This window comes from Mycobacterium sp. TY814 (assembly GCF_030755175.1).
In the GTDB taxonomy this organism is placed as follows: domain Bacteria; phylum Actinomycetota; class Actinomycetes; order Mycobacteriales; family Mycobacteriaceae; genus Mycobacterium.
Genome location: NZ_JAUFRY010000003.1, coordinates 246,762 through 268,017 on the forward strand (window position 1 = coordinate 246,762; position 21,256 = coordinate 268,017).

General features: G+C 67.3%; 18 protein-coding genes and 1 riboswitch. Of the genes, 7 read left to right on the top strand and 11 right to left on the bottom strand.

The genetic code is table 11. The features are described from left to right. Positions 1-160: 160 nt before the first annotated feature. The gene (locus tag QXH22_RS22390) at positions 161-511 is read right to left on the bottom strand and encodes a nuclear transport factor 2 family protein (protein ID WP_306277035.1); all 351 of its coding nucleotides are present in this window, start codon (positions 509-511) and stop codon (positions 161-163) included. A gap of 89 nt (positions 512-600) precedes the next feature. On the opposite strand from QXH22_RS22390, the gene QXH22_RS22395 reads away from it, so the two are divergent. Together QXH22_RS22395 and QXH22_RS22400 are read left to right on the top strand one after the other, a co-directional pair. Further along, positions 601-1,419 carry a MerR family transcriptional regulator gene (locus tag QXH22_RS22395; protein ID WP_306277036.1) on the top strand — a complete coding sequence of 273 codons (819 nt, stop codon included), beginning with the start codon at positions 601-603 and terminating at the stop codon, positions 1,417-1,419. Further along, positions 1,416-2,177 carry an SDR family oxidoreductase gene (locus QXH22_RS22400; RefSeq protein WP_306277037.1) on the top strand — a complete coding sequence of 254 codons (762 nt, stop codon included), beginning with the start codon at positions 1,416-1,418 and terminating at the stop codon, positions 2,175-2,177. The genes QXH22_RS22395 and QXH22_RS22400 overlap by 4 nt, the downstream gene beginning before the upstream one ends. Before the next feature lie 3 nt (positions 2,178-2,180). Here the strand turns inward: QXH22_RS22400 and QXH22_RS22405 are convergent, their stop codons facing one another. The 9 genes from QXH22_RS22405 to QXH22_RS22445 all read right to left on the bottom strand — a co-directional run bounded on the left by QXH22_RS22405 (position 2,181) and on the right by QXH22_RS22445 (position 12,526). Beyond that, on the bottom strand, positions 2,181-3,398 hold the full coding sequence (locus QXH22_RS22405; protein ID WP_306277038.1) for an RNA polymerase sigma factor: 1,218 nt from the start codon (positions 3,396-3,398) through the stop codon (positions 2,181-2,183). A gap of 16 nt (positions 3,399-3,414) precedes the next feature. Next, positions 3,415-3,765 (bottom strand): YciI family protein, encoded by a 351-nt coding sequence (locus QXH22_RS22410; RefSeq protein WP_306245561.1) that lies wholly within the window; start codon positions 3,763-3,765, stop codon positions 3,415-3,417. A 93-nt stretch (positions 3,766-3,858) separates the two neighbouring features. Further along, complete coding sequence (locus QXH22_RS22415; protein WP_306277039.1) at positions 3,859-5,343, bottom strand: aldehyde dehydrogenase family protein; 1,485 nt, start codon at positions 5,341-5,343, stop codon at positions 3,859-3,861. A 110-nt stretch (positions 5,344-5,453) separates the two neighbouring features. Then, a complete protein-coding gene (locus tag QXH22_RS22420) occupies positions 5,454-6,671 on the bottom strand; it encodes a cytochrome P450 (protein ID WP_306277040.1) in 1,218 nt (405 codons plus the stop codon). After that, the gene (locus QXH22_RS22425; RefSeq protein WP_306245566.1) at positions 6,671-7,672 is read right to left on the bottom strand and encodes an SDR family oxidoreductase; all 1,002 of its coding nucleotides are present in this window, start codon (positions 7,670-7,672) and stop codon (positions 6,671-6,673) included. Before QXH22_RS22425 ends, QXH22_RS22420 begins: the two co-directional genes overlap by 1 nt. Further along, positions 7,665-8,807: a spirocyclase AveC family protein gene (locus QXH22_RS22430; protein ID WP_371934309.1), complete on the bottom strand. Its 1,143-nt coding sequence runs from the start codon at positions 8,805-8,807 to the stop codon at positions 7,665-7,667. Before QXH22_RS22430 ends, QXH22_RS22425 begins: the two co-directional genes overlap by 8 nt. Continuing rightward, complete coding sequence (locus QXH22_RS22435) at positions 8,785-9,903, bottom strand: ABC transporter substrate-binding protein (protein WP_306245569.1); 1,119 nt, start codon at positions 9,901-9,903, stop codon at positions 8,785-8,787. The genes QXH22_RS22430 and QXH22_RS22435 overlap by 23 nt, the downstream gene beginning before the upstream one ends. An 85-nt stretch (positions 9,904-9,988) precedes the next feature. Next, positions 9,989-10,825: a CbbQ/NirQ/NorQ/GpvN family protein gene (locus QXH22_RS22440; RefSeq protein WP_306245571.1), complete on the bottom strand. Its 837-nt coding sequence runs from the start codon at positions 10,823-10,825 to the stop codon at positions 9,989-9,991. A gap of 48 nt (positions 10,826-10,873) precedes the next feature. Further along, positions 10,874-12,526: a nitric oxide reductase activation protein NorD gene (locus QXH22_RS22445; RefSeq protein WP_306277362.1), complete on the bottom strand. Its 1,653-nt coding sequence runs from the start codon at positions 12,524-12,526 to the stop codon at positions 10,874-10,876. A 143-nt stretch (positions 12,527-12,669) separates the two neighbouring features. Here QXH22_RS22445 and QXH22_RS22450 point away from each other — a divergent pair, with 143 nt between their 5' ends. From QXH22_RS22450 to metE, 5 genes are all read left to right on the top strand, one after another. Then, entirely contained in the window at positions 12,670-13,824 is a 1,155-nt protein-coding gene (locus QXH22_RS22450; protein WP_306245573.1) for an acyl-CoA dehydrogenase family protein, read from the top strand. Next, positions 13,821-14,906 (top strand): acyl-CoA dehydrogenase family protein, encoded by a 1,086-nt coding sequence (locus QXH22_RS22455; RefSeq protein WP_306277041.1) that lies wholly within the window; start codon positions 13,821-13,823, stop codon positions 14,904-14,906. The genes QXH22_RS22450 and QXH22_RS22455 overlap by 4 nt, the downstream gene beginning before the upstream one ends. 220 nt (positions 14,907-15,126) lie before the next feature. After that, the gene (locus QXH22_RS22460; RefSeq protein WP_306277042.1) at positions 15,127-16,389 is read left to right on the top strand and encodes a TetR/AcrR family transcriptional regulator; all 1,263 of its coding nucleotides are present in this window, start codon (positions 15,127-15,129) and stop codon (positions 16,387-16,389) included. Between the two features lie 17 nt (positions 16,390-16,406). Next, the gene (locus QXH22_RS22465) at positions 16,407-17,054 is read left to right on the top strand and encodes an SDR family oxidoreductase (protein ID WP_306245578.1); all 648 of its coding nucleotides are present in this window, start codon (positions 16,407-16,409) and stop codon (positions 17,052-17,054) included. Between the two features lie 51 nt (positions 17,055-17,105). Beyond that, a riboswitch (cobalamin riboswitch) is annotated at positions 17,106-17,308 on the top strand. Positions 17,309-17,455: 147 nt separating this feature from the next. After that, entirely contained in the window at positions 17,456-19,735 is a 2,280-nt protein-coding gene (gene metE, locus QXH22_RS22470; RefSeq protein WP_306277043.1) for a 5-methyltetrahydropteroyltriglutamate--homocysteine S-methyltransferase, read from the top strand. A 50-nt stretch (positions 19,736-19,785) separates the two neighbouring features. Here the strand turns inward: metE and QXH22_RS22475 are convergent, their stop codons facing one another. Then, a complete protein-coding gene (locus QXH22_RS22475) occupies positions 19,786-21,108 on the bottom strand; it encodes a cytochrome P450 (RefSeq protein ID WP_306277044.1) in 1,323 nt (440 codons plus the stop codon). Between the last annotated feature and the right edge of the window lie 148 nt (positions 21,109-21,256).

Below are 21,256 nucleotides of genomic sequence, written 5' to 3' on the forward strand. Positions count from 1 at the left end.
CTTTGACAATAAGTAATTCCTTAGATTGTCAACCATCCGGTTGGGAGGGCGCGGGGCGGGGTGTCATTTAGCTATAGAACCTATGCATCCGGCCCGGTCGCAGCGCCGGCGGCCCGTCCTTGTCGAACTCTTCGAGCAACCGCACCGGACGGAGGCGCGTTCAGCCGCGATTGACGACGATGAACAGGCCGGTGATCAAATCGTCTCGAGCGACGATGTAGTTGGTCAGGACCAGTTCGTCGGGTAGGCCCGTCTTGTCGAAGTCACCGTCGTAGCGGGCCCGAAGTACGGTCAGCCCGGAGCGGTCATCGGTGTCCAACACCTCCATGGTCACGCGGTCACCGACGATCTCCGCGGCCACCCAGCCTTCGATGGCAGCCGCGGTGGCGAATTCGCGCTGGTTGTCGTTGACGACCGCATCGGGGGCGAACGTCCGCATGACGGCGTCGATGCTGAAAGCGTTGACAGCTGCGACGTAACGTTGAGCGACGGAGTGCGTGTGAGTAGTCATGCACCAACCGTGGGCGCCGACGCCGCGGGAGAGTCAAGGCGGTTTGGCGGCCTTGACTCTCCCGCAACGGGAGACTTCACAATGAGCCCATGACCACCGGCATATCGATTGGCGACTTCTCCCGGATGACGCAGTTGCCGGTCAAGACGCTGCGCCACTACCACGAAGTCGGTTTGCTCGAACCGCATCGTGTCGATCCGGCCACCGGCTACCGGTACTACAGCACCGACCAGGCGCCGACCGCCCAGGTAATCCGACGGCTACGCGACCTCGGGATGCCGTTGGCCGACGTTCGCGCCGTCCTCGTCTCCGCACCGGCCGACCGGAACGCACTCATCAGCGCTCACCTGGCACGCCTCGAAGACCAGCTCGCCGCAACGCGGAGCGCCGTGGAATCGCTGCGGGCGATTCTCGATGCCCCGGCTCGCGATTCGCGGATTGAACACCGCACCGTCGCCGAGACCCCCGCCGCCGCGATCACCGCGACCGTCGATCGCGACGATCTGCTGCCCTGGTGGCAAGGTGCGGTGGGCGAATTGCGGGCGACGGTGCAGGCTGACCGTCTGCTCGCTCCGACCGGGGTGCCCGGGGCCTTGTTCGACTTCGACATCTTCGCCGGTGACCGGGGCGGTACGACCGTGTTCATCCCGGTCGCCGGGGCGGTGCGAGCGGTCGGGCGAGTGACGCCGATGACCATTCCGGCAGCCGAATTGGTGGTCATCTCACACCGCGGTCCGCACGACGACGTCGACGTCCACTACAGCGTGCTGGGCGAGTACGCGACCCGCCACGAGATCAGCGTCGAAGGCCCGCTGCGCGAGTACTACGACCGGTTCGCCTGGGACACTGACGATTCCGCGGACTGGTTGACCTCGCTGTGCTGGCCGGTGTTTCGGGCTGACGCATGACCACGCTGCAGGGCCGGCGTGCGGTCGTCACCGGGGGCACTAAGGGGACCGGCGCCGCGGTCACCGCCTGGCTGCGTTCGCGGGGAGTGCGCGTCACCACGGTGGCTCGTCAACACAGCTCGGGCACTGACGATTTCATCGCCGGCGACCTTTCGTCGCCGGCCGGAGTAGAGCAGGTGGCCGCTCGGATCCGTGAACGCGGCGGACTCGACATCCTGGTGCATGTGGCGGGCGGATCCGGTGCACCCTCGGGCGGCTTCGCCGCACTCGACGATCGGCACTGGACCGACGAGCTCAACCTGAATCTGCTGGCAGCGGTCCGCCTGGACCGTGCGTTGCTGCCCACGATGATCGAAGCGGGCGCGGGGTCCGTCGTGCACGTCGGCTCGATTCAGAGCAGAATGCCGCTTTTCGACGGCACCCTGGGGTACGCCGCGGCCAAGGCCGCGCTGCGCGCGTACAGCAAGGGTCTGGCGAACGAGCTGGCGCCCAAGGGTATTCGCGTCAATACGGTGTCGCCGGGGTTCATCCAGACCAACGCCGCCGAGGATCTCATCACCCGGATCGCCGCCGCCGGCGATGGTGACCGCGACGCCGCCCTGCACTCGATGATGAACGCGCTCGGCGGCATTCCCCTCGGTCGGCCCGCACGCCCCGAGGAGATAGCCGCGGTCGTGGGCTTTCTCATCTCCGATGCCGCGGCCGCGGTGGTCGGTGCCGACATCGTGGTCGACGGCGGCACCGTAGCGACCGTGTGAGACTCAGATATTTGCCTGCCACTCGGCGATCCGCCGCTCGCGGTACCGGCGCTCGGGCTCGGCGACCGCCTCGGTGAGTGACGCGCGCGTCGCCTCCACCGCTTCGGCGAATCTTCCTTCCCGGGAGAGCAATTCGCCGCGTACGGCATGCCAGCGCTGGTCCGGTTCCAGGGGCGCCAGTGCCTGCAATCCCGCTGCGGGCCCGTCTCGTTCGGCGATCGCGACGGCTCGGGCCAGGGCGACGGGAGCACTCGGCCGCACCGACAGCAGCAGGTCGTAGAGCCGGACGATCTCGGCCCAGTCGGTGGCGTGATAGGACGCGGCCCGGGCGTGCTCCGCGGCGATCGCGGCCTGCAGCTGATAGGGGTCGGCGACTCCCCCGGTGCGCCGCAACGAGTCGTTGAGCAGCCCGAGCGCTTCGGTAATCGCGGCGGTATCCCACCGTGTGCGGTCCTGGTCAGACAGCGGAATCGGCTCGCCGGCCTCGTCCAGGCGCGCGGCCCGGCGCGCGTCGGTCAGCAGTTGCAGTGCCAGCACGGCCATCGGCGCGGGCTCGTCAGGCATCAACTCGTGCACCAGGCGCGCCAGTCGCAGCGCCTCCCGGGTTCCGTCGACGTCGGTCAGCCGGTCACCGCCGGCCGCGGTGTGGGCGATCGTGTAGGAGGTGTGCAGCACCGCGCACACCGCCGCCAGGCGCGCCGGCAACTCGTCGTCTGCCGGCACCCGATACGGAATCGCCGCCGCAGCAATCTTTTTGCGGGTCCGGGTGAGGCGCTTGGCAACGGCCGCCTCACTGGTCAGCAACACCGCTGCGATCTGCGCCGGCGACAGGCCGCACAGGGTGCGCAGCGCGAGGGTCACCTGCGCCTCCAACGCGAGTGCCGGGTGACAGCAGGTGAAGATCAGCCGCAGCCGGTCGTCGGCCACCACGCTGTCCGGCGGCAGGTCGGGAACCGACAGTTCCACGCTGGCACGCTCCTTCTGCGCCCGGGCGCCTTCCCGGCGCAGCAGGTCGATGGCGACCCGGCGCGCGGTCACCGTCAACCAGGCGCGCGGTTCGGCAGGCACCCCGGTGCGGGGCCAGTCGCGCATTGCCCGCAGCGCGGCCTCCTGCACCGCGTCCTCGGCGAGCTGTAGCGATCCCACCGTCCGGATGAGGGTCGCCAGGATGCGCGTGCCCTCCATCCGGACGGTTTCGGCGAGTGCAGCGTCGGTATCCATCAACCGACCGGGAGCATCAGCCGCCGAATTCGATGACTGGACGCACCTCGACGGCCCCGTCCCAGGCGGCCGGGATGTCGGCGGCGATGCGCAGGGCCTCGTCCAGGTCCGCCGCCTCGATCAGGTAGAACCCGGTCAGCGCTTCTTTGGTTTCGGCATAGGGCCCGTCGCTGGTGACGACGTCGCCACCACGCGCGCCGCTGACGCGCACCGTGGTCGCGGTACCGGTGGGATACAGGGCGGCTCCGCCCCGGATTGCGGCCCCGTGGTCTTGGCCGAATTTCATGTATTCGGCCATGTCGGCGGCCTGTTCAGGGGCCGACCAGTCGACGTCCCTGGTGTAGGTGAGCGCGGCGTATTGCGGCATGGTGTCCTCCTGTACCGATCATGATGCGGGCATTTCCCGATCTCACCAACAGGACGATTGCCGCGGTACCGAAAAGGACACCTGGCCCGGAAATTATCCGACCGGGTAGCCCACCGATTTGATCTCGGTGTACTGGTCGAATCCGGCGATGCCGTTCTGCCGTCCGACGCCGCTCTGCTTGTAGCCGCCGAACGGCGTGTCCGCGCCGTAGGGGGCACCGCCGTTGACGCCGATGAAGCCGGCCTTGATGCGTCGCGCCACCGCCAGCGAGTGCTCCAGCGAACCCGACATCACATTGCCCGCCAGGCCGTACACGCTGTCGTTGGCGATGCGGATCGCGTCCTCCTCGTCGTCGAACGGGATGACGGAGAGCACCGGGCCGAAGATCTCCTCCTGGGCGATGGTCATGGAATTGTCGACGTCGACGAAAAGCGTTGGGCGGACGAAGAATCCCTTGTCGAAGCCGGTGGGCGCGTCCGGTCCGCCGACCAGGGCGGTGGCACCTTCCTCGACGCCCTTGCGGATGTAGCCCATGACGCGGTCGCGCTGACGCTCGGAGATCACCGGGCCGCACAGGGTTCCGGGGTCCTGGGGATCACCGCAGGTGACGTTCTCGTAGATGCTCTTCAGAATCGCCACGCCCTCGTCGTAGCGCGAGCGCGGCAGCAGCATCCGGGTCGGGTTGGCGCAACCCTGGCCGGCGTGCATGCACGGTGCGATGCCGATCGCGCAGGCCAAGCCGAAATCGGCGTCCTCGAGCACGATGGTGGCCGACTTGCCGCCAAGTTCGAGGAACAGCCGCTTCATCGTCGCGGCGCCTTTTTCCATGATCCGTTTGCCCACCACCGTGGAGCCGGTGAACGAGATCAGGTCGACCTTCGGAGAGAGCGTAAGCTCCTCTCCGACAAAGTGATCGGACGCGGTGACGACGTTGACCACCCCGGCGGGGATGTCGGTCTTCTCGGCGATCAGCCGGCCCAGTCGGGTGGCGTTGAACGGGGTGTTGGGCGCCGGCTTGAGCACGACCGTGTTGCCGGTGCCCAGCGCTTGGCCGAGCTTGTTCAGAGTCACCTCAAACGGGAAGTTCCACGGCACGATCGCGCCGACCACGCCCACCGGCTCCCGCCACACCTTGATGGACGTGTTCGCGCCGGTCAGGCTGATGACCCGGTCGCCGAGGTCGGTCTCCCAGGCGTACTCGTCGATGAGCCGGGCCGGGTACTTCAGCCCGTCTTGGAGCGGGGCGTCCAGCTGCGGGCCGAAGGTGATGGCGCGCGGCGAACCGACCTCGAGGATGAGTTCCTCGCGCAGCTCCTCCTTCTCCTCTTCGATCGCGTCGTGCAGCTGCAGCAGGCAGCGCTTGCGCAGCTCCCGGTTGGTCGACCAGTCGGTCTCGTCGAAGGCGCGCCGCGCGGCGTCGATGGCCCGGTGCATGTCCTCCTTCGAAGCGTCGGCGACCTCACCGAGCGACTCCTCGGTGGCCGGGTTGATGTTGGTGAACGTGCCCGCCTGGCCGTCGACGAGCTTGCCGTCGATCATCATCTTCGGCTCGAACCGGACCTTTACAGTGTCAGCCATATTTGTTCAGCTCTCTTTTGACAAGGCGCTGGTGAGAGCGCCGGGACGTAAACGGCCACCCGCTAGACACTAACTCTACGGTGAGCCTTACCGGAAAGCACCCGGTTGGTCTACTGCGGATCGAACAGCACCGGTACCGAGGTGGGCGACCGGAAGACCTGTCCGCGAATGTGGGGGTTGTCGGCGTCGGGATCCAGCCGCAGGTTCGGCAGCCGGTCCAGCAACAGGTTGATCGCGGTGCGCATCTCCAGCCGGGCCAGGTGCATGCCCAGGCACACGTGTACGCCGTGACCCCAGCCCAGGTGCGCCCGCGCCTGCCGGTGGATGTCGAAGGTGTCCGGGTCGGGATAACGATCTTCCTGACGGTTCGCCGAACCCAGCATCGGCATCACCGTGGCGCCGGCCGGGATCGCCACCCCGCCGAGTTCGGTGTCGCGGGTCGCCACCCGGGTGATGGTGAGCAGCGGCGGCTCCCAGCGCACACCCTCTTCGATGGCCTGCGGCAACAGCGACCGATCCGCGCGGATCGCGTCCAGTTGCGCGGGATCGGACAGCAGCGCCAGTAGCAGACTGCCCAGCGCGCGGTACGTCGTCTCCACTCCGGCGGGCAGCAGCAGCCGCAGGAACGAAAAGATCTCTTCGTCCGCCAGCTTTTGTCCGTCAATCTCGGCCGCGGCCAGGGCACTGATCAGATCGTCATTCGGTTCGGCGCGCCGGGCTTCGAGGATGGGTGCGAAGTATTCGCACAACGCCGCCGCGGCCGCGAGCCCACGTTCCGGGTTCATCAACCAACTCAGTAGCGAGATCGACCACCGCTGGAACTGGGGGTAGTCCTGCTCGGGCAGGCCCAACAGGCCGGCGATGATCTGACTCGGGTAGTCGAAGGTGAACTCCTTGACCAGGTCGGCTCGGCCGTTGGGCGCGAAGTTGTCGATCAGGCTGTTCGCCACCCGGGCCACCAGTTCGTCCTGGTACCGCGCCAATGATTTCTGCGAGAAGGCTTTTGACACCAGTGACCGCAGTCGGCCGTGCACCGGCTCGTCCATTCCGAGCATCACGTGTTCGCCGAGCACCGGGCCGAATGCGGCAATGACGGCGGCCGAGGAGAACGTCTCGTTGTCGCGCAGCATCTGCTGGACGTCCTCGTGGCGATACACGATGAACATCGGCAGCGACTCCTCGTGCGGAAGCGCCCCGGAGGTCTCGAGGCGCTGCACGGGTTCCTCGCGGCGCAACCGGGCCAGCTCCGTGTACGGGTCGCGGACGTCACCGGAGATGGCGTCGTCGAAGGCGCCGAAGTCTTCCAGATCGTCGAATAGCTGTTCCATTACTGCCTTTCACTCCCCTTGTTACGCTTCGCCACCAACGACGCCACCCGCTGCAGTAGCGGCTGCGGCACCACGCGTGCGGTGAATACCATCGCCCGTTGCGCAGTCGTCAACGGATATGCTCCGCCCCGCATCGAACCCTGCTTTGGTATGCCCAACACCAGCCGGGAGGCATGGTGCATGCCGGCGGCGGGCAGGATCCTGTTCAGCGCCAACAACATTGAGGCATCCAGGCCCACCCCGCGGCGACGGAACGGCTTAGTGTCGCCGAGCGCCGTGAGCAGCCCGTCGGTGAACCGTTCGGGTGGTCTGGCCAGTTTCATCGCTAGCCGCCCACGGGTGTTCATGGTCTGGTGCACGCGGGCGTACGGTCCGCCGAGATCGCGGTTGTCGGTGGTGCCGGCATCGGTGATGATCTCCGTGTCGTAGGTGCCGGCCACCAACACCGTGACGCCCAGACCGAATGGAGCGATCTCGCATGCCATCGACTCGCCCCAGCGCTCAAGGGCCCCCTTCGCCGCCGAGTACGGGGCGGTAGCCGGTTGGCCCCGAACCCCGGCAGCGCTGGATACCAGCACGATGCGACCCACACCCGCTGCCCGCATCGACGGCAGCAGCGCCTGGGTCAGCAGGACGGGGCCGAGGACGCTGGTGGCGAACATCCTCTGCCACAACGCCCTATCTGTCTCCTCGACCACTCCCGCCGCCGAGATGCCCGCATTGTGCACCAATGCGTAGGGTGTCCCGACGGTCTCTTCGATGGCCTTGGCGGCGGCCGTGATCGACGCGGGGTCGGTGAGGTCCAGCTGCACCGGGACCAGCCGGTCCAGCCGGTCCACGTCTTGGGCCGCGCCGGTTGCCTGCTGTAGCAACGGGAGTGCGCGGTCCGGGTCGCGCATGGCCGCGACCACCCGCCACCCCTCGCGGTGCAGGCGCACTGCCGAAGCGAAACCCAGCCCGCGCGATGCACCGGTGATGACGACGGTGCGGGGCTCAGTCATGCTTGGCCGCGCAAGGGCCTTCGCCCGCCGGCGGCGGGTCGACGTGCGGCCGGCCGTCGGGCATTCCGCTCATCCAGGTCGACCAGATGCCGACCGAGTAAGGGCCCGGCGCCCCTGCGCGCTCGTAAAATCCCTGTGGGTCATAGACTTTGGCTTCCGGATAGGGCCATGGGCAGGCGACGGAGGTGGCCGCCTTGGTGGCCTTGATGACGGCGAACCACGCGCCGTAGGCGAAATAGGACACGTTGATGATGGCGAACATGACCACGAACGTTCCGAGCACCGGGCGGCTGGGAAACAGCCTGGCCTTCGCGGCGAGCTTCTCGGCCACCGATTTGCCGGTGTCGTCGCGGTAGCACAGGATTGCGGCGGGAACCATCACGAACGTCACCGAGAACGATTCCCAGATCAGCGGGAACTGAAAGGTGGTCCCAGTGAACACCGAGCCCCAGGGAATCACCTGCGAGTAGATGTACATGCCCATGTGGACGAGCTGAATTTCCAGGAACGCGTCGAAGACGAAGCCGATCGCGCACGTCAGCAGACCCAGGCTGAGCAACGGGTGGCGCGACACGAAATGCTGCGGCCCCTTGCTGGCCTGCCACCTGCGCAGGATCCAGACGGCCGGGAAGTACGGGCCGAAATAGAACGTGACGTAACCGAACACCACGAAGGGTTCCACGGTCGGCGACAGCGACACCAGCGGCCAGGACTCCGGCCAGTGCGTGAGGTCGGGGTTGTAGACCGCGAACGGCGCCCAGTTCATGATCGGGTCCTGCCACACGATCAGCGTGGTGCACAGGAACATCAGCATGACCGGACTGCCCGGGTTGCGCCGCCATCCCCTGATGAAGACCACGAGCAGGACGATCAGCATCGCGATGGTGGAGATCTCGAGGAAGGTGATGTAGTCCAGGCCGAAGACGAAGCGCACGGGGCGCGGCCGCCCCTGCACATTCGGATTCGCCACTCGCGGATCGAGCGCCGTGCGGCAGTTCGCGAGGAAAAACAGCGCAAATGCGGCCAACGCAACCGCGGCAATCCAGCTGCCCCAGTTAATGTTCCGGCGCCGCAGGTCGGGCTCGGCGGTCTTCACCGGTGCGGCCATGTCGTCATCCGTCCTCTCCGAAGCGATCGACCAGGTGCGAGTTGACCCCGTCAGCATCCAGCGTCCGCGCGACCAGATAGCCCGCCCCCATCCAGGCCCGGCGGGTCCACTTGCCGAACGACACCCGCGTGCCGGGCGCCCCGGCCGCGGCCGGCATCATCTTCACCCGCTCGAGCGCCTCTTTGACGCCGCGTGGACTGAGGGGGTGGGCGTCGGCGAACGCGCGCACCAACGTCTCGGCCACGTCGCGATTGACCGGCGGCACACAGTATTCGGGACGGCGTCCGTCGTATCTATTGGCGTAGCGGTCCAGGAATTCCTGCCCGACCTGATTCGCCTCGTCATACTGATCCACGCCGATCCAGCCCATGAACGCGTTCCACATGATCGGGTTCACCCAGGCGTTCTGGAAGGCGGTGGTGGTGAATCTCGGGGGATCCCAATCGACGGCCTGCAATGCCGGGTTGATGAAGACGATCCCGAATCCGAACCCGAGATGAACGATCGCTTCAGCCTTCGCGTCGTGCAGGGTGCGCACGGCGTCGTTGATGTCCTGGGCGGTCTGCGCGATCGGCGCCTCGGCGACGATCCGAATACCTTTGCGCCGCAAAGCGTTCCGGAGATTTCTCAGATAGCTCTCACCGATCAGGTTCTGCTCGACCAGAACTCCGATCTGGGTGAACCCGCGTTTCGCCACCAGGTCCGCAAGGAAGATCGGCTCGTCGGTCATCGAGCCCTGCGGGAACGCGAATGTCCACTCACCCAGCCAGTCGTCGGTGCCCGTCACACTGATCGCCGGAACCTTGAACCGCTCCTCGATCGCCTCCCGGGTGGGGACGCAATTGTCGGTGATGTGCGGGCCGAACACCACCAGGCATCCTTCGTCGACGAGGTCGCCGAACGCGTCGATCACCGCCTTGACCGATCCCTTGGGCAGGCCCTCGACTTCGCGGTAGATCATCTGCACCGGGCGGTCCAGCTGACCGTTGGCCAGGGCCTCTTCGAAGACCAGGTCGAAGCAGCGGGTGAAGTCCGCCAGCATCTCCTCGGGAAAGCCGGGCGGCAGCGTGAAGTCCATCAGGTAGCCGACCTTGATCGGCTCTGCACTGCTCTCGTAGGACATCCGGCCTCCCCAGCTCACCGACTCCCCGGAGGGTGTAAAACCTAATATTTGTTCCGACGCTAGCGGTGGTCCTCGGTAGCGTCAATCATCGGCCATCCTCGCCCAGGTAGAGCTCGATCATCTCGTTGAGCGCCCTGCTCACCGCCGGGTCGTCGGTCAGCGGCCCGGCGATGGCGGCACGGGCCGCCTCGGACCGGCTCAGCCCTTCCGCGATCAGCCGGCCCGCGGCGATCAACACGCGGGTCGAGGCAACCTCACGCAGACCGCCGGTTTCCAGACGACGAACGGCCTGGCCCAGGCGCACCAGCTCAGCCGCGGTCCCATGGTCCACACCGGCTTCGTGCGCCACGATGCCCTGTTCGATATCGGCTGGCGGAAAACCGAATTCGAGAGCCACCATGCGCTGGCGGGTGGAGTCCTTGAGATCCTTGAGGACACTCTGGTAGCCGGGGTTGTACGACACCACGAGGCCGAATCCCGGCGCCGCATCCAGGGTGACGCCGAGGCGCTCGATGGGCAGCTGACGCCGGTGGTCGGCGAGCGGGTGCAGCACCACGGTGGTGTCCTGCCGGGCCTCCACCACTTCGTCCAGGTAGCAGATCGCACCCTCGCGCACCGCTCTGGTGAGCGGACCGTCCACCCACACCGTTTCCCCGCCCTGCAGCAGATAGCGACCGACCAGGTCCGCGGTGGTCAGATCGTCATGGCACGCAACGGTGATCAGCGGCCGGCCGACGTCGTGAGCCATCGCCTCGACAAACCGGGTCTTGCCGCAACCCGTCGGCCCTTTGAGAAGCAGGGTCAGGTTCTGCCGGTAGGCGGCCTTGAAGACGGCCTCTTCGTTACCGACCGCCCGGTAGTACGGCCGCGCCCGGTCCGCCCCGGGCTGGGCGTGGTGAACGAGCGCGGTCTCGTGGGCCATGACTTCCCTTCTGCCGTTGCCCGGAGACTAACCGGAACAGATGTTTGTTTACAACTCTGGCGCACCGGCGAACGACTTCCGGCGGGCCTCTGCGGAGCGCAGTGCGGACCGGAACAGCGGCCCGATCACACCGGCAAGTTGATCCGGGCGCGCGACGATCGCGTGCGCGGTGTCGCCGAACACCCGGCGCAGGGACGGCCCGTCGGTTCCGACGGTCAGGCACACGCAACCGGTTCCGCGACGCCGGGTTTCGGTCAGCGCGCGGCGCGCGTCCGCTGCACCGTAGGGGCGCTCGTAGCCATGGTCGAAGGCGAGCCCGTCGGAGACCACCACCAACAACCGCCGCGAAGTACCGCCCCGTGATTCCAGCACCGCCGAGCCGTGCCGGACAGCCGCGCCCAGACGCGAATACGCGCCGGGCTGCAGGCTGTTCAGCCTCCTGATCACCCGGGCGTCCAGACGGTCGTCGAAGCGCTTGACAGCAAGCATGCTCACCGCTGCCCGGCCCTGCGAACAGTAGGCGTAGACCGCCACCCGATCACCCAGATCATGCAGTGCCACAGTCAGATTGGCGACGACCGCGCGCTGCTGTTCGTGCACCGTCCGGCCCAGCGTTCCCGGCTCGGCCGCCGACCCCGACACATCGAGCAGCAGCAACACCGACAGGTCGCGCCGGCGTCGCAGGCTGTCGAGGTAGACCGCCTCGCCGGGGACCGAGCCGGCCAGCATCCCCACCCGCTCTTCGACCGCGGCGTCGATATCGATGTCGTCGCCCTGCGCCTGACGGTGACGGCGGTGCAATCCCATACCCAGCCGCGACAATGGCCGCCGCACGGCGATTGCATCGTCGATTGCCTGGTTTGCCGTCGCGTCGATGGTCGGTTCGGTCTCTCGCACGGTGCACCAGGCGGGGCGGTAGCGCCGGCGGGTGACGTCCCACTCCGGGTACCGGACACCGTCCGGCGCGGCAGGGCGGTCGTCGACCTCCTTGCTCCGGGTCGCGGCCAGTGACCAGACGGCGTGCGATCCACGCCTGCCGGAGTTGGTCCGGTGCGTCGGGCTGTCCGCGCCGGGCGGTCCGCCACCGCTACCGGTCTTGCGCGCGGAGGAAAGCATCTTCTTCAGCCAGGTACCGATGAAACCTCCGCCACCGACCGGGCTGGTAAACGGATCGTCGAAGTCCTCGGTCTCGCCGTCATCGAGCTCGTCGAGCTGCCGCCTGCCACCTCGTCGGGGCGTGTGTTGCGGACTCGACGAATCCTGTTGGGCGGACTGCCGGTCACGGAGAGCCAGCACCTTCGACGGGCGGATCACACCGAAACCCGCCACCTCGTCGATCGCCGCGGATCCGCCGGCGATGCGCAGCGACCGTTGCGGGCAGTCGGTGTGGCCGGCGACCTCGGCATCGCCCAGGTCCGTCAGGATGCCCGGCAGCAGAGCGGCATTGGCGACCAGGGCACGGTGGCCCTCGATCGCCAGATAGCGCCTGGCCAGCCGACGGTGCCGCGCCAGGGACCGCATCACGTGGCTGTCCAGGCTGCCCGCGGCAATCAGCGAGGCCTGCACCGCGACCGCCTCGAGCCCTGCCCGCTGTCCCGCAGTACCGTCCACGAAGATCGTCTGGCCGTCGGTCCAGGCGGGTGCGCCCGGCTGGGTGTGTGCCACGGCGACGGGCCTGCCTGCCCATGCGGAAGCCAACATGCCCAGCGCCTGCTGCCGGTGAGCCTGCGGGTCGTCCACGCGCCCACCTCCGAACGACCGGCCGGATTGACCAAATATCTGTTCCAACGTAGAGTTCGGCTTGGCTGCAGTCAATCACGCGCAGACGGGGTTCGAACGCAAACGTGGATTTCTCCTATCCGGCCGAGGTCGAGCGGTTCCGTGCTGAGCTGCGTGTGTGGTTGTCGGCCAACCTGACCGACGATCTGATCGCGGCGCGGCGACCCTCCGGCCGCGACGAAGCGGCGTTCGACAAGCTGCGCGCCTGGAATGCGACCATGGCCGACGCGGGCTGGGCGGCGGTCTCCTGGCCCGTCGAGTACGGCGGCCGCGGTGCGACGGTGCTCGAACAGCTCGTCTACACCGAGGAGACGACGCGGGCCCGAGCGCCGTTGCCGCTCAACGTGATCGGCATGAACAACATCGCACCGGCGATCATGCAGTACGGCACCGAAGCACAGAAGACCACGCTGCTGCGCCGGATGATGCGGGCCGACGACATCTGGTGTCAGGGCATGTCGGAACCCGAGGCCGGATCGGACCTGGCCGCCCTGCGCACCCGGGCGGTGCGCGATGGCGACGACTTCGTCGTCACCGGGCAGAAGATCTGGACTTCGCTGGGACACAAGGCCAAGTGGTGTCAGCTGTATGTCCGCACCGATCCCGACGCGCCCAAGCACAAAGGCATCTCCTGCCTGATCGTCGACATGACGCTGCCCGGCATCGAGGCCCGTCCACTGGTAACCCTCAATGGCGACGCCGATTTCGCCGAGGTCTTCTTCCACGATGTGCGGGTGCCCGTCGATGCGCTGCTCGGCCCGCTCAATGGCGGCTGGCAGGTGGCGACCACCACCTTGAGCCATGAGCGCGCCGGAGCGGCCCGCCTCTACGCGGAGTTGGAACTGCGGCTGGACGAATTGGTGGCCGACTTCGCCGATGTCGGCGATGCCCTGACAGATCCGGTGGTGCTGAGACGATTGGGTGAGATCGCGGTCCGCATCAAGTATCTCGAAGTCCTGTGCCAGCGGTCCATTTCGGCGGCGCTGCACGGAGGTCCGGAAATCACCGCGTTCGGGTCGGCGAGCCTGGCCAAGACGGTGTGGGGCGAGATCGGCCAGGAGCTTGCCGCGCTGGCGTTCGACGTGCTCGGCACCCGCGGGGTGCACGGCAGGTGGAGTGACTACCGGCTGACGTCGCGATCGCTGACCATCGCCGGCGGCACCACCCAGATCACCAAGAACATCACCGCTCAGCGGGTCCTGGGGTTGCCGCGCAAATGAACCTCGAACTGGACGGCGAGCGAATCGCGCTGCGGGACACGGTACGACGCTTTCTTACCGAGCGGGCATCGATTGCGGGCCATGTGCGCCCGATGCTCGACGATCCCACCGGCACCACCGATGCGGTGTGGAGCGGCCTCGCCGATCTCGGAGCGACCGGGGTACTGGTGCCGGCCGAACTCGGCGGCGCCGGCATGACGATGGTCGACGCGGGCATCGTCGCCGAAGAACTCGGCGCCGCCCTGCATCCCGGGCCTTGGTTGTCCACCGCGGTGGCGGCGACCCGGCTGTTGACCGCCACCGGTGGCCAGGCGGGCGCCGACGTCCTCACCGCAATCGCCGACGGCACCTGCACAGTCGCTGTCGCCGGGTTGGCCGAGCAGACAGAAAGGCCCCGCGTTTCGGCACGAAACGGCGCCTTCAGTGTCTACTCGGCACCGGTGGCCACGCCGGATGCGGCGGCTGCGGATCTGCTCCTGGTTTTCGACGGCACTGCGCTCTTCGCCGTCAGGGCCGACGACACCGGTGTCTCGGTGACCGCCGAGCCCGGTATCGACCCGACTCGCAAGCACTTTCGCGTCGCGTTCGCCGATGCCGGCGCCCAGCGACTGGGCGCCCTGTCCCCCGACGACGTCCAGGCGGTCACCGAGGATGTGCTGATCGCCGCGGCCGCCGACGCCCTGGGTGCCGCCAGTGCCGTCATGCACATGGCGATCGAATATGCCAAGACGCGCAGCCAGTTCGGAGCACCCATCGGTTCGTTTCAGGCGGTCCAGCACCTGTGCGTCGACATGTTCGAGACGGTGGAACTGGCCCGCAGCGGCGTGATCCACGCTCTATGGGCGGCGGAGAACTCACCCGGCGAACGTCAGCTGGCCGCCATCCGGGCGAAGGCCTTCGCCGGACGGCTGGCCACCGTCGGCGACACCGCAATCCAGGTTTTCGGGGGTATCGGCTACACCTGGGAGCACGACGCCCACCTCTATCTCAAGCGTCTCCTGAGCTGGAGCTCGTTGCACGGCGGACCGGACCGGTATCTCACCGAAGTCGGTGCGCGGCTCGCCAAGACGGCACAGCGGTGACCGCTTCCCTCGACTTGGCGGGACAAGTCGCGATCGTCACCGGGGCGTCGACGTCGGCGTCTGAGCATGGAGCGCTCTAGGATGTGGCCCACAGCCCCGTCGGCTTCCTCAGCAGCGCGTTTGCCGCGTCAGGTCTGATAGCCTCTACCAAAGATTTGGTTCAGCAGGAGGACGACTTGCGCACGTTGCCGGCACCGCTGTCCTTCGCTGCCGACCGGCCATGACCGACAGCGCAACCGAAACCGGAACGCGCCGAACGGAGATACTCGAGACCGCGGCGTCGTTGATCGCCTCGTCGGGTCTGCGCACCTCGCTGCAGGAGATTGCCGACGCGGCAGGCATTCTCCCCGGCAGCCTGTACCACCACTTCGAGTCCAAGGAAGCGATCCTTGTCGAACTCATCCGCCGCTACCAGGCCGACCTCGCCCGGATCGGCGAGCGCGCCCAGGCCAAGCTGGACGAACCGGACTCGCGCTCCCCGGCCGAGAAGATCATCGAGCTGGGATCGGCGATCGCCAACTGTGCGGTGCGGCATCGGGCCGCGCTGCAGATGTCCTTCTACGAGGGCCCGAGCGCCGATCCCGAACTAATGAAGCTGACGCAGCAGCGGCCCGTCGCCATCCAGGAGGCGATGCTGCAGACGCTGCGTGCGGCGCGCTGGAGTGGCTACATCAAAGCCGACATCGACCTCCCGACGCTGGCCGACCGGATCTGCCAGACCATGCTCCAAGTGGGACTCGACGTCATTCGGCACAACTCCTCCGCCGACCAGGTAGCCGCCCTGATGTGCCGGATCATCCTGCAGGGGTTGGCGTCCCGGCCCCCTACCGACGGGGCACTGGACCGCTCGAAAGCGTTCGCCGCCGCGGGCTCCGTCATCGCCTCCTGGGCCGACGACAGCGAAGCCGACCCACGCGACAAAGCGGCACACCTGCGGGCGGTGGCACGAACAGAGTTCGGCCGCAAGGGATATGAAGTCACCACGATCCGGGACATCGCATCGGCCGCGGGCCTGGGAACGGGCACCGTATACCGCGTAATCGGGTCCAAGGACGAACTCCTGGCGTCGATCATGCGTTCCTTCGGCCAGAAGGTGGAAGCGGGCTGGGTGGACGTGCTGCGCTCCCCGTCCACCCCGATCGAGAAGCTGGACGCGCTGAGTTGGGTCAATGTCAATGCGCTCGACCAGTTCTCCGACGAGTTCCGGATCCAGCTCGCCTGGATGCGCCAGTCACCCCCGAACACCGCCAACCCCGGCTGGTTGTACACGACTCGGCTGCGTCAAATGAAATCGCTTCTCTCCGAGGGTATTCGGTCATCGGAAATCCGGGTCGACGCGCCCGGCATCACGATGCTGGCCCGCAGCATCATCGGCATGCAGTGGATACCGGAGAACATCCTGCGCGCGATAGGCACCCGCTCGTCGCTCATCCTGGCTCGTGACACTGTCCTGCGCGGAGTAGCGATCCGCGCCAAGCCGTAGCGGGGTAGCGTCGAATTATGGCGCACATCATTGTCATCGGCGGCCACGGCAAGGTCGCCCTGCATCTGGCCCGGATCCTGACTGGGCGCGGCGATCAGGTCAGCTCGGTATTCCGCAACCCCGACCACGCCGACGAGGTCGCGGCCACCGGAGCCACGCCGATCACCGCCGATATCGAGCACCTCGACACCGACGCCCTGGCAGACCTGCTGAGCGGGCACGACGCGGTCGTCTTCACCGCCGGCGCGGGCGGTGGTGACCCGGCACGGACATACGCGGTGGACCGCGACGCCGCCATCCGGGTGATCGACGCCGCCGGCCGGGCCGGCGTCAGGCGATTCGTGATGGTGTCCTATTTCGGCGCGGGCCCCGGACATGGCGTCTCGCCGGAGAATTCGTTCTTCCCCTACGCCGAGGCCAAGGCCGCCGCCGATACCCACCTGCGCGCCAGCGACCTCGATTGGACCGTGCTCGGGCCGGGACGACTCACCCTGGACCCGGGCACCGGACACATCGCGGTGGGCAAGGCCAAAGGCGAGGTGTCGCGGGAGGATGTGGCGGCCGTCGTCGCGGCCGCGCTAGCTGAGGACGCGACGATCCGCCACACGATCGACTTCAACAACGGGGACGTACCGATCGCCGTCGCGGTGGCGACCGCGCGGTAACAGACGCGCCGCACGGGGTAGCCTGGGCCTCGCAACTGGTCTGCAGGCGCCCCCGTGGCGTCGGCATCGAGCAAGGCACACGCGCCTTGTGAGAGGGAACCCGGTGAGAATCCGGGACTGTCCCGCAGCGGTATGCAGGAACGACCGCCGTCATCGGCACTGGTCCAATCGGACTGGGAAGCGACGGCCAGTAGGGGCACCTTTGCGGTGCGCGCCTGTGAGTCCGAAGACCTGCCAGCTGTGCCGGGCGCGCCGCGCCTGGCGGCACATCGCCTCGTGGAATGGGCGTTTGGCCGGCCAGCTGTGGTGGTACGCGGGCTCTGGAGAGCACATGCGCATCGCCCCGACTGTTGGCTGCGCGTCCGCGGGCGGTGTCCATACCGTCGAATGAAGGACCGCTCGTGACCGCTCCAGCTAGTTTTCCGAAATTCACCGCAACCATCACCGGAACCCCCCGGATCGGCCCGCGCCGCGAACTCAAGCGCGCGACCGAGGGATACTGGGCCGGCCGAACCAGCCGCTCCGACCTGGAATCCGTCGCTGCCACGCTGCGCCGCGACACCTGGGCCGACCTGGCCGCCGCCGGCCTCGACTCGGTGCCGATCAACACCTTCTCCTATTACGACCAGATGCTGGACACCTCGGTGCTGCTGGGAGCCCTGCCGGCCCGGGTCGCCGGGATCTCCGACGATCTGGACCGCTACTTCGCCGCCGCGCGGGGCAATGACGACGTCGCCCCACTGGAGATGACCAAGTGGTTCGACACGAACTACCACTATCTCGTTCCCGAAATCGGTCCCGCGACCCGATTCTCGCTGCACCCCGACAAGGTGCTCTCCGAGCTGAAAGAAGCTCAAGAGCAAGGCATTCCGGCGCGTCCGGTGATCATCGGGCCGGTCACCTTCCTGCTGCTGAGCAAGGCGGTGGACGGCGGAAGCCCACCGGTCGAGCGGCTGCAGGAGCTGGTGCCGATCTACTCCGAACTGCTCTCGCTGCTCGCCGGCAACGGCGCTCGGTGGGTGCAGTTCGACGAGCCGGCGCTGGTCACCGACATCTCCCCGGACGCACCCGCGCTGGCCGAGGCCGTCTACAACGCGCTGGGTGCGGTGGCCAATCGCCCGGCCATCTACGTCGCGACGTACTTCGGCGACCCGGGTGCCGCGCTGGCGGGGCTGGCCCGCACACCGGTCGAGGCGATCGGCGTCGACCTCGTCTACGGTCCTGACACCGCGCTGGCGGCAGTACCGGAGTTGGCAGACAAGACGCTGGTGGCCGGGATCGTCGACGGCCGCAACATCTGGCGCACCGATCTGGACGCGGCCCTGGGCAGGCTGGCGACGTTGCGGAATTCGGCTGCAGCCGTGGCGGTTTCAACGTCGTGCTCAACGCTGCATGTCCCGTATTCGCTGGAAGCTGAGACCGGTCTGGATGACAACCTGCGCAGTTGGCTGGCATTCGGGGCCGAGAAGGTGCGCGAGGTGGTGGTGCTGGCCCGGGCGCTGCGGGACGGCCGCGAGGCGGTGGCCGACGAGATCGCGGCCTCCAACGCGGCCGTGGCCTCGCGCCGGAAAGACCCACGCCTGCACAATGACGAACTCCGGTCCCGCATCCGATCGATCGTCGCCTCCGGCGTCCACCGCGGTGATCCCGCCGAGCGTCGCGCCAGCCAGGAAGCCCGCCTGAAGCTGCCCGTGCTGCCGACCACGACCATCGGCTCTTACCCGCAGACTTCGGCGATCCGCATCGCCCGGGCCGCCCTGCGCTCCGGAGAGATCGACCAGGCCGAGTACGAGCGCCGGATGAAGCAGGAGATCGCCGACGTGATCGCACTGCAGGAGCAACTGGGCATCGACGTGCTGGTGCACGGCGAGCCCGAGCGCAACGACATGGTGCAGTACTTCGCCGAGCAGCTGGAAGGCTTTTTCGCCACCGACAACGGCTGGGTGCAGTCCTACGGCAGCCGCTGTGTGCGTCCGCCGATCCTGTTCGGCGACGTGGTACGCACCCACCCGATGACGGTCGACTGGATCACCTACGCGCAGTCGCTGACCGACAAGCCGGTGAAGGGCATGCTGACCGGACCGGTCACCATCCTGGCGTGGTCGTTCGTCCGCGACGACCAGCCGCTGGCCGACACCGCCAACCAAGTGGCGCTGGCGATCCGGGACGAGACGGTCGACCTGCAGTCCGCGGGCATCGCCGTGATCCAGGTGGACGAGCCGGCGCTGCGGGAGCTGCTGCCGCTGCGCCGGGCCGATCAGGACGAGTATTTGCGTTGGGCCGTAGGCTCTTTCCGGTTGGCCACCTCCGGTGTCGCCGATTCGACCCAGATCCACACTCACCTGTGCTACTCGGAGTTTGGTGAGGTGATCGGCGCGATTGCCGATCTGGACGCCGACGTCACGTCCATCGAGGCGGCGCGCTCGCACATGGAGGTGCTCGACGACCTGAACGCCATCGGCTTCTCCAACAGCGTGGGCCCGGGCGTCTACGACATTCACTCGCCGCGGGTGCCGAGCACCGACGAGATGGCGGCGTCCTTGCGGTCTGCGGTTAAAGCGGTTCCGGCGGAACGTATTTGGGTTAACCCGGACTGTGGCCTGAAGACCCGGAATGTCGGGGAGGTGACCGCATCGCTGCGGAACATGGTGGCCGCTGCGCAGCAGGTGCGCGCGGAGTAGGGCGGGCTTGGGGGCACGCCGCTTGAGTGGAGGCGTGCCCCCGCCCGTGGCTAGCTCCGGCTGCGCAAATCGGTGCATGCGGCGATGTCGACAAACAAACCGGGCCAGGGCCGCAGCGCCGCGATGTTGCGAGCCTCGATGCGTTGTGCGGGTAGTCGGAGCGTCGTTCTTGCGACGAGTCGGGCGATCATTGCGGTCATCTGGGTGATCGCCATCGCCGAGCCGATGCAACGATGCACACCACGGCCGAACGGGATGAATTCGTAGGGCGTCGGTTTTCGGTAATCGGGTGCGCTGGAGTCCCAGCGTTGAGGACGGAATTGCCATGGGTCGGGCCACAACTCGGGAAGCCGGTGGGTGACGTAGGCGCTGAACACCAGGCGCTGCCCCGCTCGAATGGGGTGCCCGTCGAACCACAAGTCACGCTTGACTTTTCGTGCGGAGTTCGTCGTGCATAGCCGCACCGTCTCGTGCACGACGCCGTTGATGTAGGTCAGCTCCCGAAGGGCGGCCGGGCTCGGTGGGCCCCCGGCCAGTACGCGGCGCACCTCCGCGGCGGCGGTGTCCCAGGCGCCTGGGATGGTCAGCAACGCGTAGATCGCCCACGCGATCGCGCCGCTGGTGACGTCGTAGCCATCCGCGATCAGGGAGACAATCATGTCACGAATCTCTCTGTCGCTCAGCGATTCACAACGACCATCGCGGCCGTTGACCATCGTCGTCAGCATGCCGTCGTCGACTCTGGGCCGCAGGCGGCAATCGGCGATTGCGGCGTCGACGAGTTGGTCGATCCGTTCGCGCGCGGCCATCGCCCGTCGCGACAAGGGCGACCCGAGCAGGCGGTGTAGTCGCCGCTTCCTCGGGTCCAGATTGGTCAGGTCGATCAGAGGCTGAAGTTGTTCACCGAGGAAGTCGGCATGGTCAGCGATGCGCGGGCCGAACAGACACTCGGCGGTATTGCGCCGGACCACCGAACGCAATTGCTCGTAGATTTCGACCCGCGCCCCGGGCCGCCAGGTGTCGATGACCGCGTCCGTGTTGTCCACGATGGTGTGCACGTAATCCCCGACCCGCCGGTGTTGCAGCGCCGGGATCGCGAAGCTTCGCCGCCGGCGGTGGTCGGCGCCGTCGCTGACGATCAACGCCGTCGGGCCGTCAACCGGGATCAGCGCTTCGAACGCTTCCTTCCAACTGAAGGCATCGGAATGGGTGAACACGAACTCGTTGGCCTCGGCGCCGAGCAGGATCACCGTATTGCGTCGGCGGACATGGATAACGGGGCCTTGCTGCCGGTAGAGCGCCAGCAGCGCGTCGCATGGCGGAAACGCAAATAGCCAAGGCTGTTTCTCCACGTCGGTCCCCTTGACGGACATCAACCTGCGGCAGGCTACCGCTCGACTGTCGAACGTGGTAATCTCCGCTATACGAATCTATCAGATTCACTATGCGGATCAAGGAAAATTTCAGCTATGACTCACGAAGTTCTGTTCTCCGAGGACGAGGCGGCGTATGCGATGCCGC

Coding starts and splice junctions, on each gene's coding strand:
- QXH22_RS22465 (WP_306245578.1), top strand. CDS start 16,407: ATGGCGCACATCATTGTCATCGGCGGCCACGGCAAGGTCGCCCTGCAT.
- QXH22_RS22410 (WP_306245561.1), bottom strand. CDS start 3,765: ATGCCGCAATACGCCGCGCTCACCTACACCAGGGACGTCGACTGGTCG.
- QXH22_RS22395 (WP_306277036.1), top strand. CDS start 601: ATGACCACCGGCATATCGATTGGCGACTTCTCCCGGATGACGCAGTTG.
- QXH22_RS22475 (WP_306277044.1), bottom strand. CDS start 21,108: ATGTCCGTCAAGGGGACCGACGTGGAGAAACAGCCTTGGCTATTTGCG.
- QXH22_RS22425 (WP_306245566.1), bottom strand. CDS start 7,672: ATGACTGAGCCCCGCACCGTCGTCATCACCGGTGCATCGCGCGGGCTG.
- QXH22_RS22400 (WP_306277037.1), top strand. CDS start 1,416: ATGACCACGCTGCAGGGCCGGCGTGCGGTCGTCACCGGGGGCACTAAG.
- QXH22_RS22445 (WP_306277362.1), bottom strand. CDS start 12,526: ATGTTGGCTTCCGCATGGGCAGGCAGGCCCGTCGCCGTGGCACACACC.
- QXH22_RS22420 (WP_306277040.1), bottom strand. CDS start 6,671: ATGGAACAGCTATTCGACGATCTGGAAGACTTCGGCGCCTTCGACGAC.
- QXH22_RS22455 (WP_306277041.1), top strand. CDS start 13,821: ATGAACCTCGAACTGGACGGCGAGCGAATCGCGCTGCGGGACACGGTA.
- QXH22_RS22460 (WP_306277042.1), top strand. CDS start 15,127: ATGACCGACAGCGCAACCGAAACCGGAACGCGCCGAACGGAGATACTC.
- QXH22_RS22390 (WP_306277035.1), bottom strand. CDS start 511: ATGACTACTCACACGCACTCCGTCGCTCAACGTTACGTCGCAGCTGTC.
- QXH22_RS22415 (WP_306277039.1), bottom strand. CDS start 5,343: ATGGCTGACACTGTAAAGGTCCGGTTCGAGCCGAAGATGATGATCGAC.
- QXH22_RS22435 (WP_306245569.1), bottom strand. CDS start 9,903: ATGTCCTACGAGAGCAGTGCAGAGCCGATCAAGGTCGGCTACCTGATG.
- QXH22_RS22440 (WP_306245571.1), bottom strand. CDS start 10,825: ATGGCCCACGAGACCGCGCTCGTTCACCACGCCCAGCCCGGGGCGGAC.
- QXH22_RS22405 (WP_306277038.1), bottom strand. CDS start 3,398: ATGGATACCGACGCTGCACTCGCCGAAACCGTCCGGATGGAGGGCACG.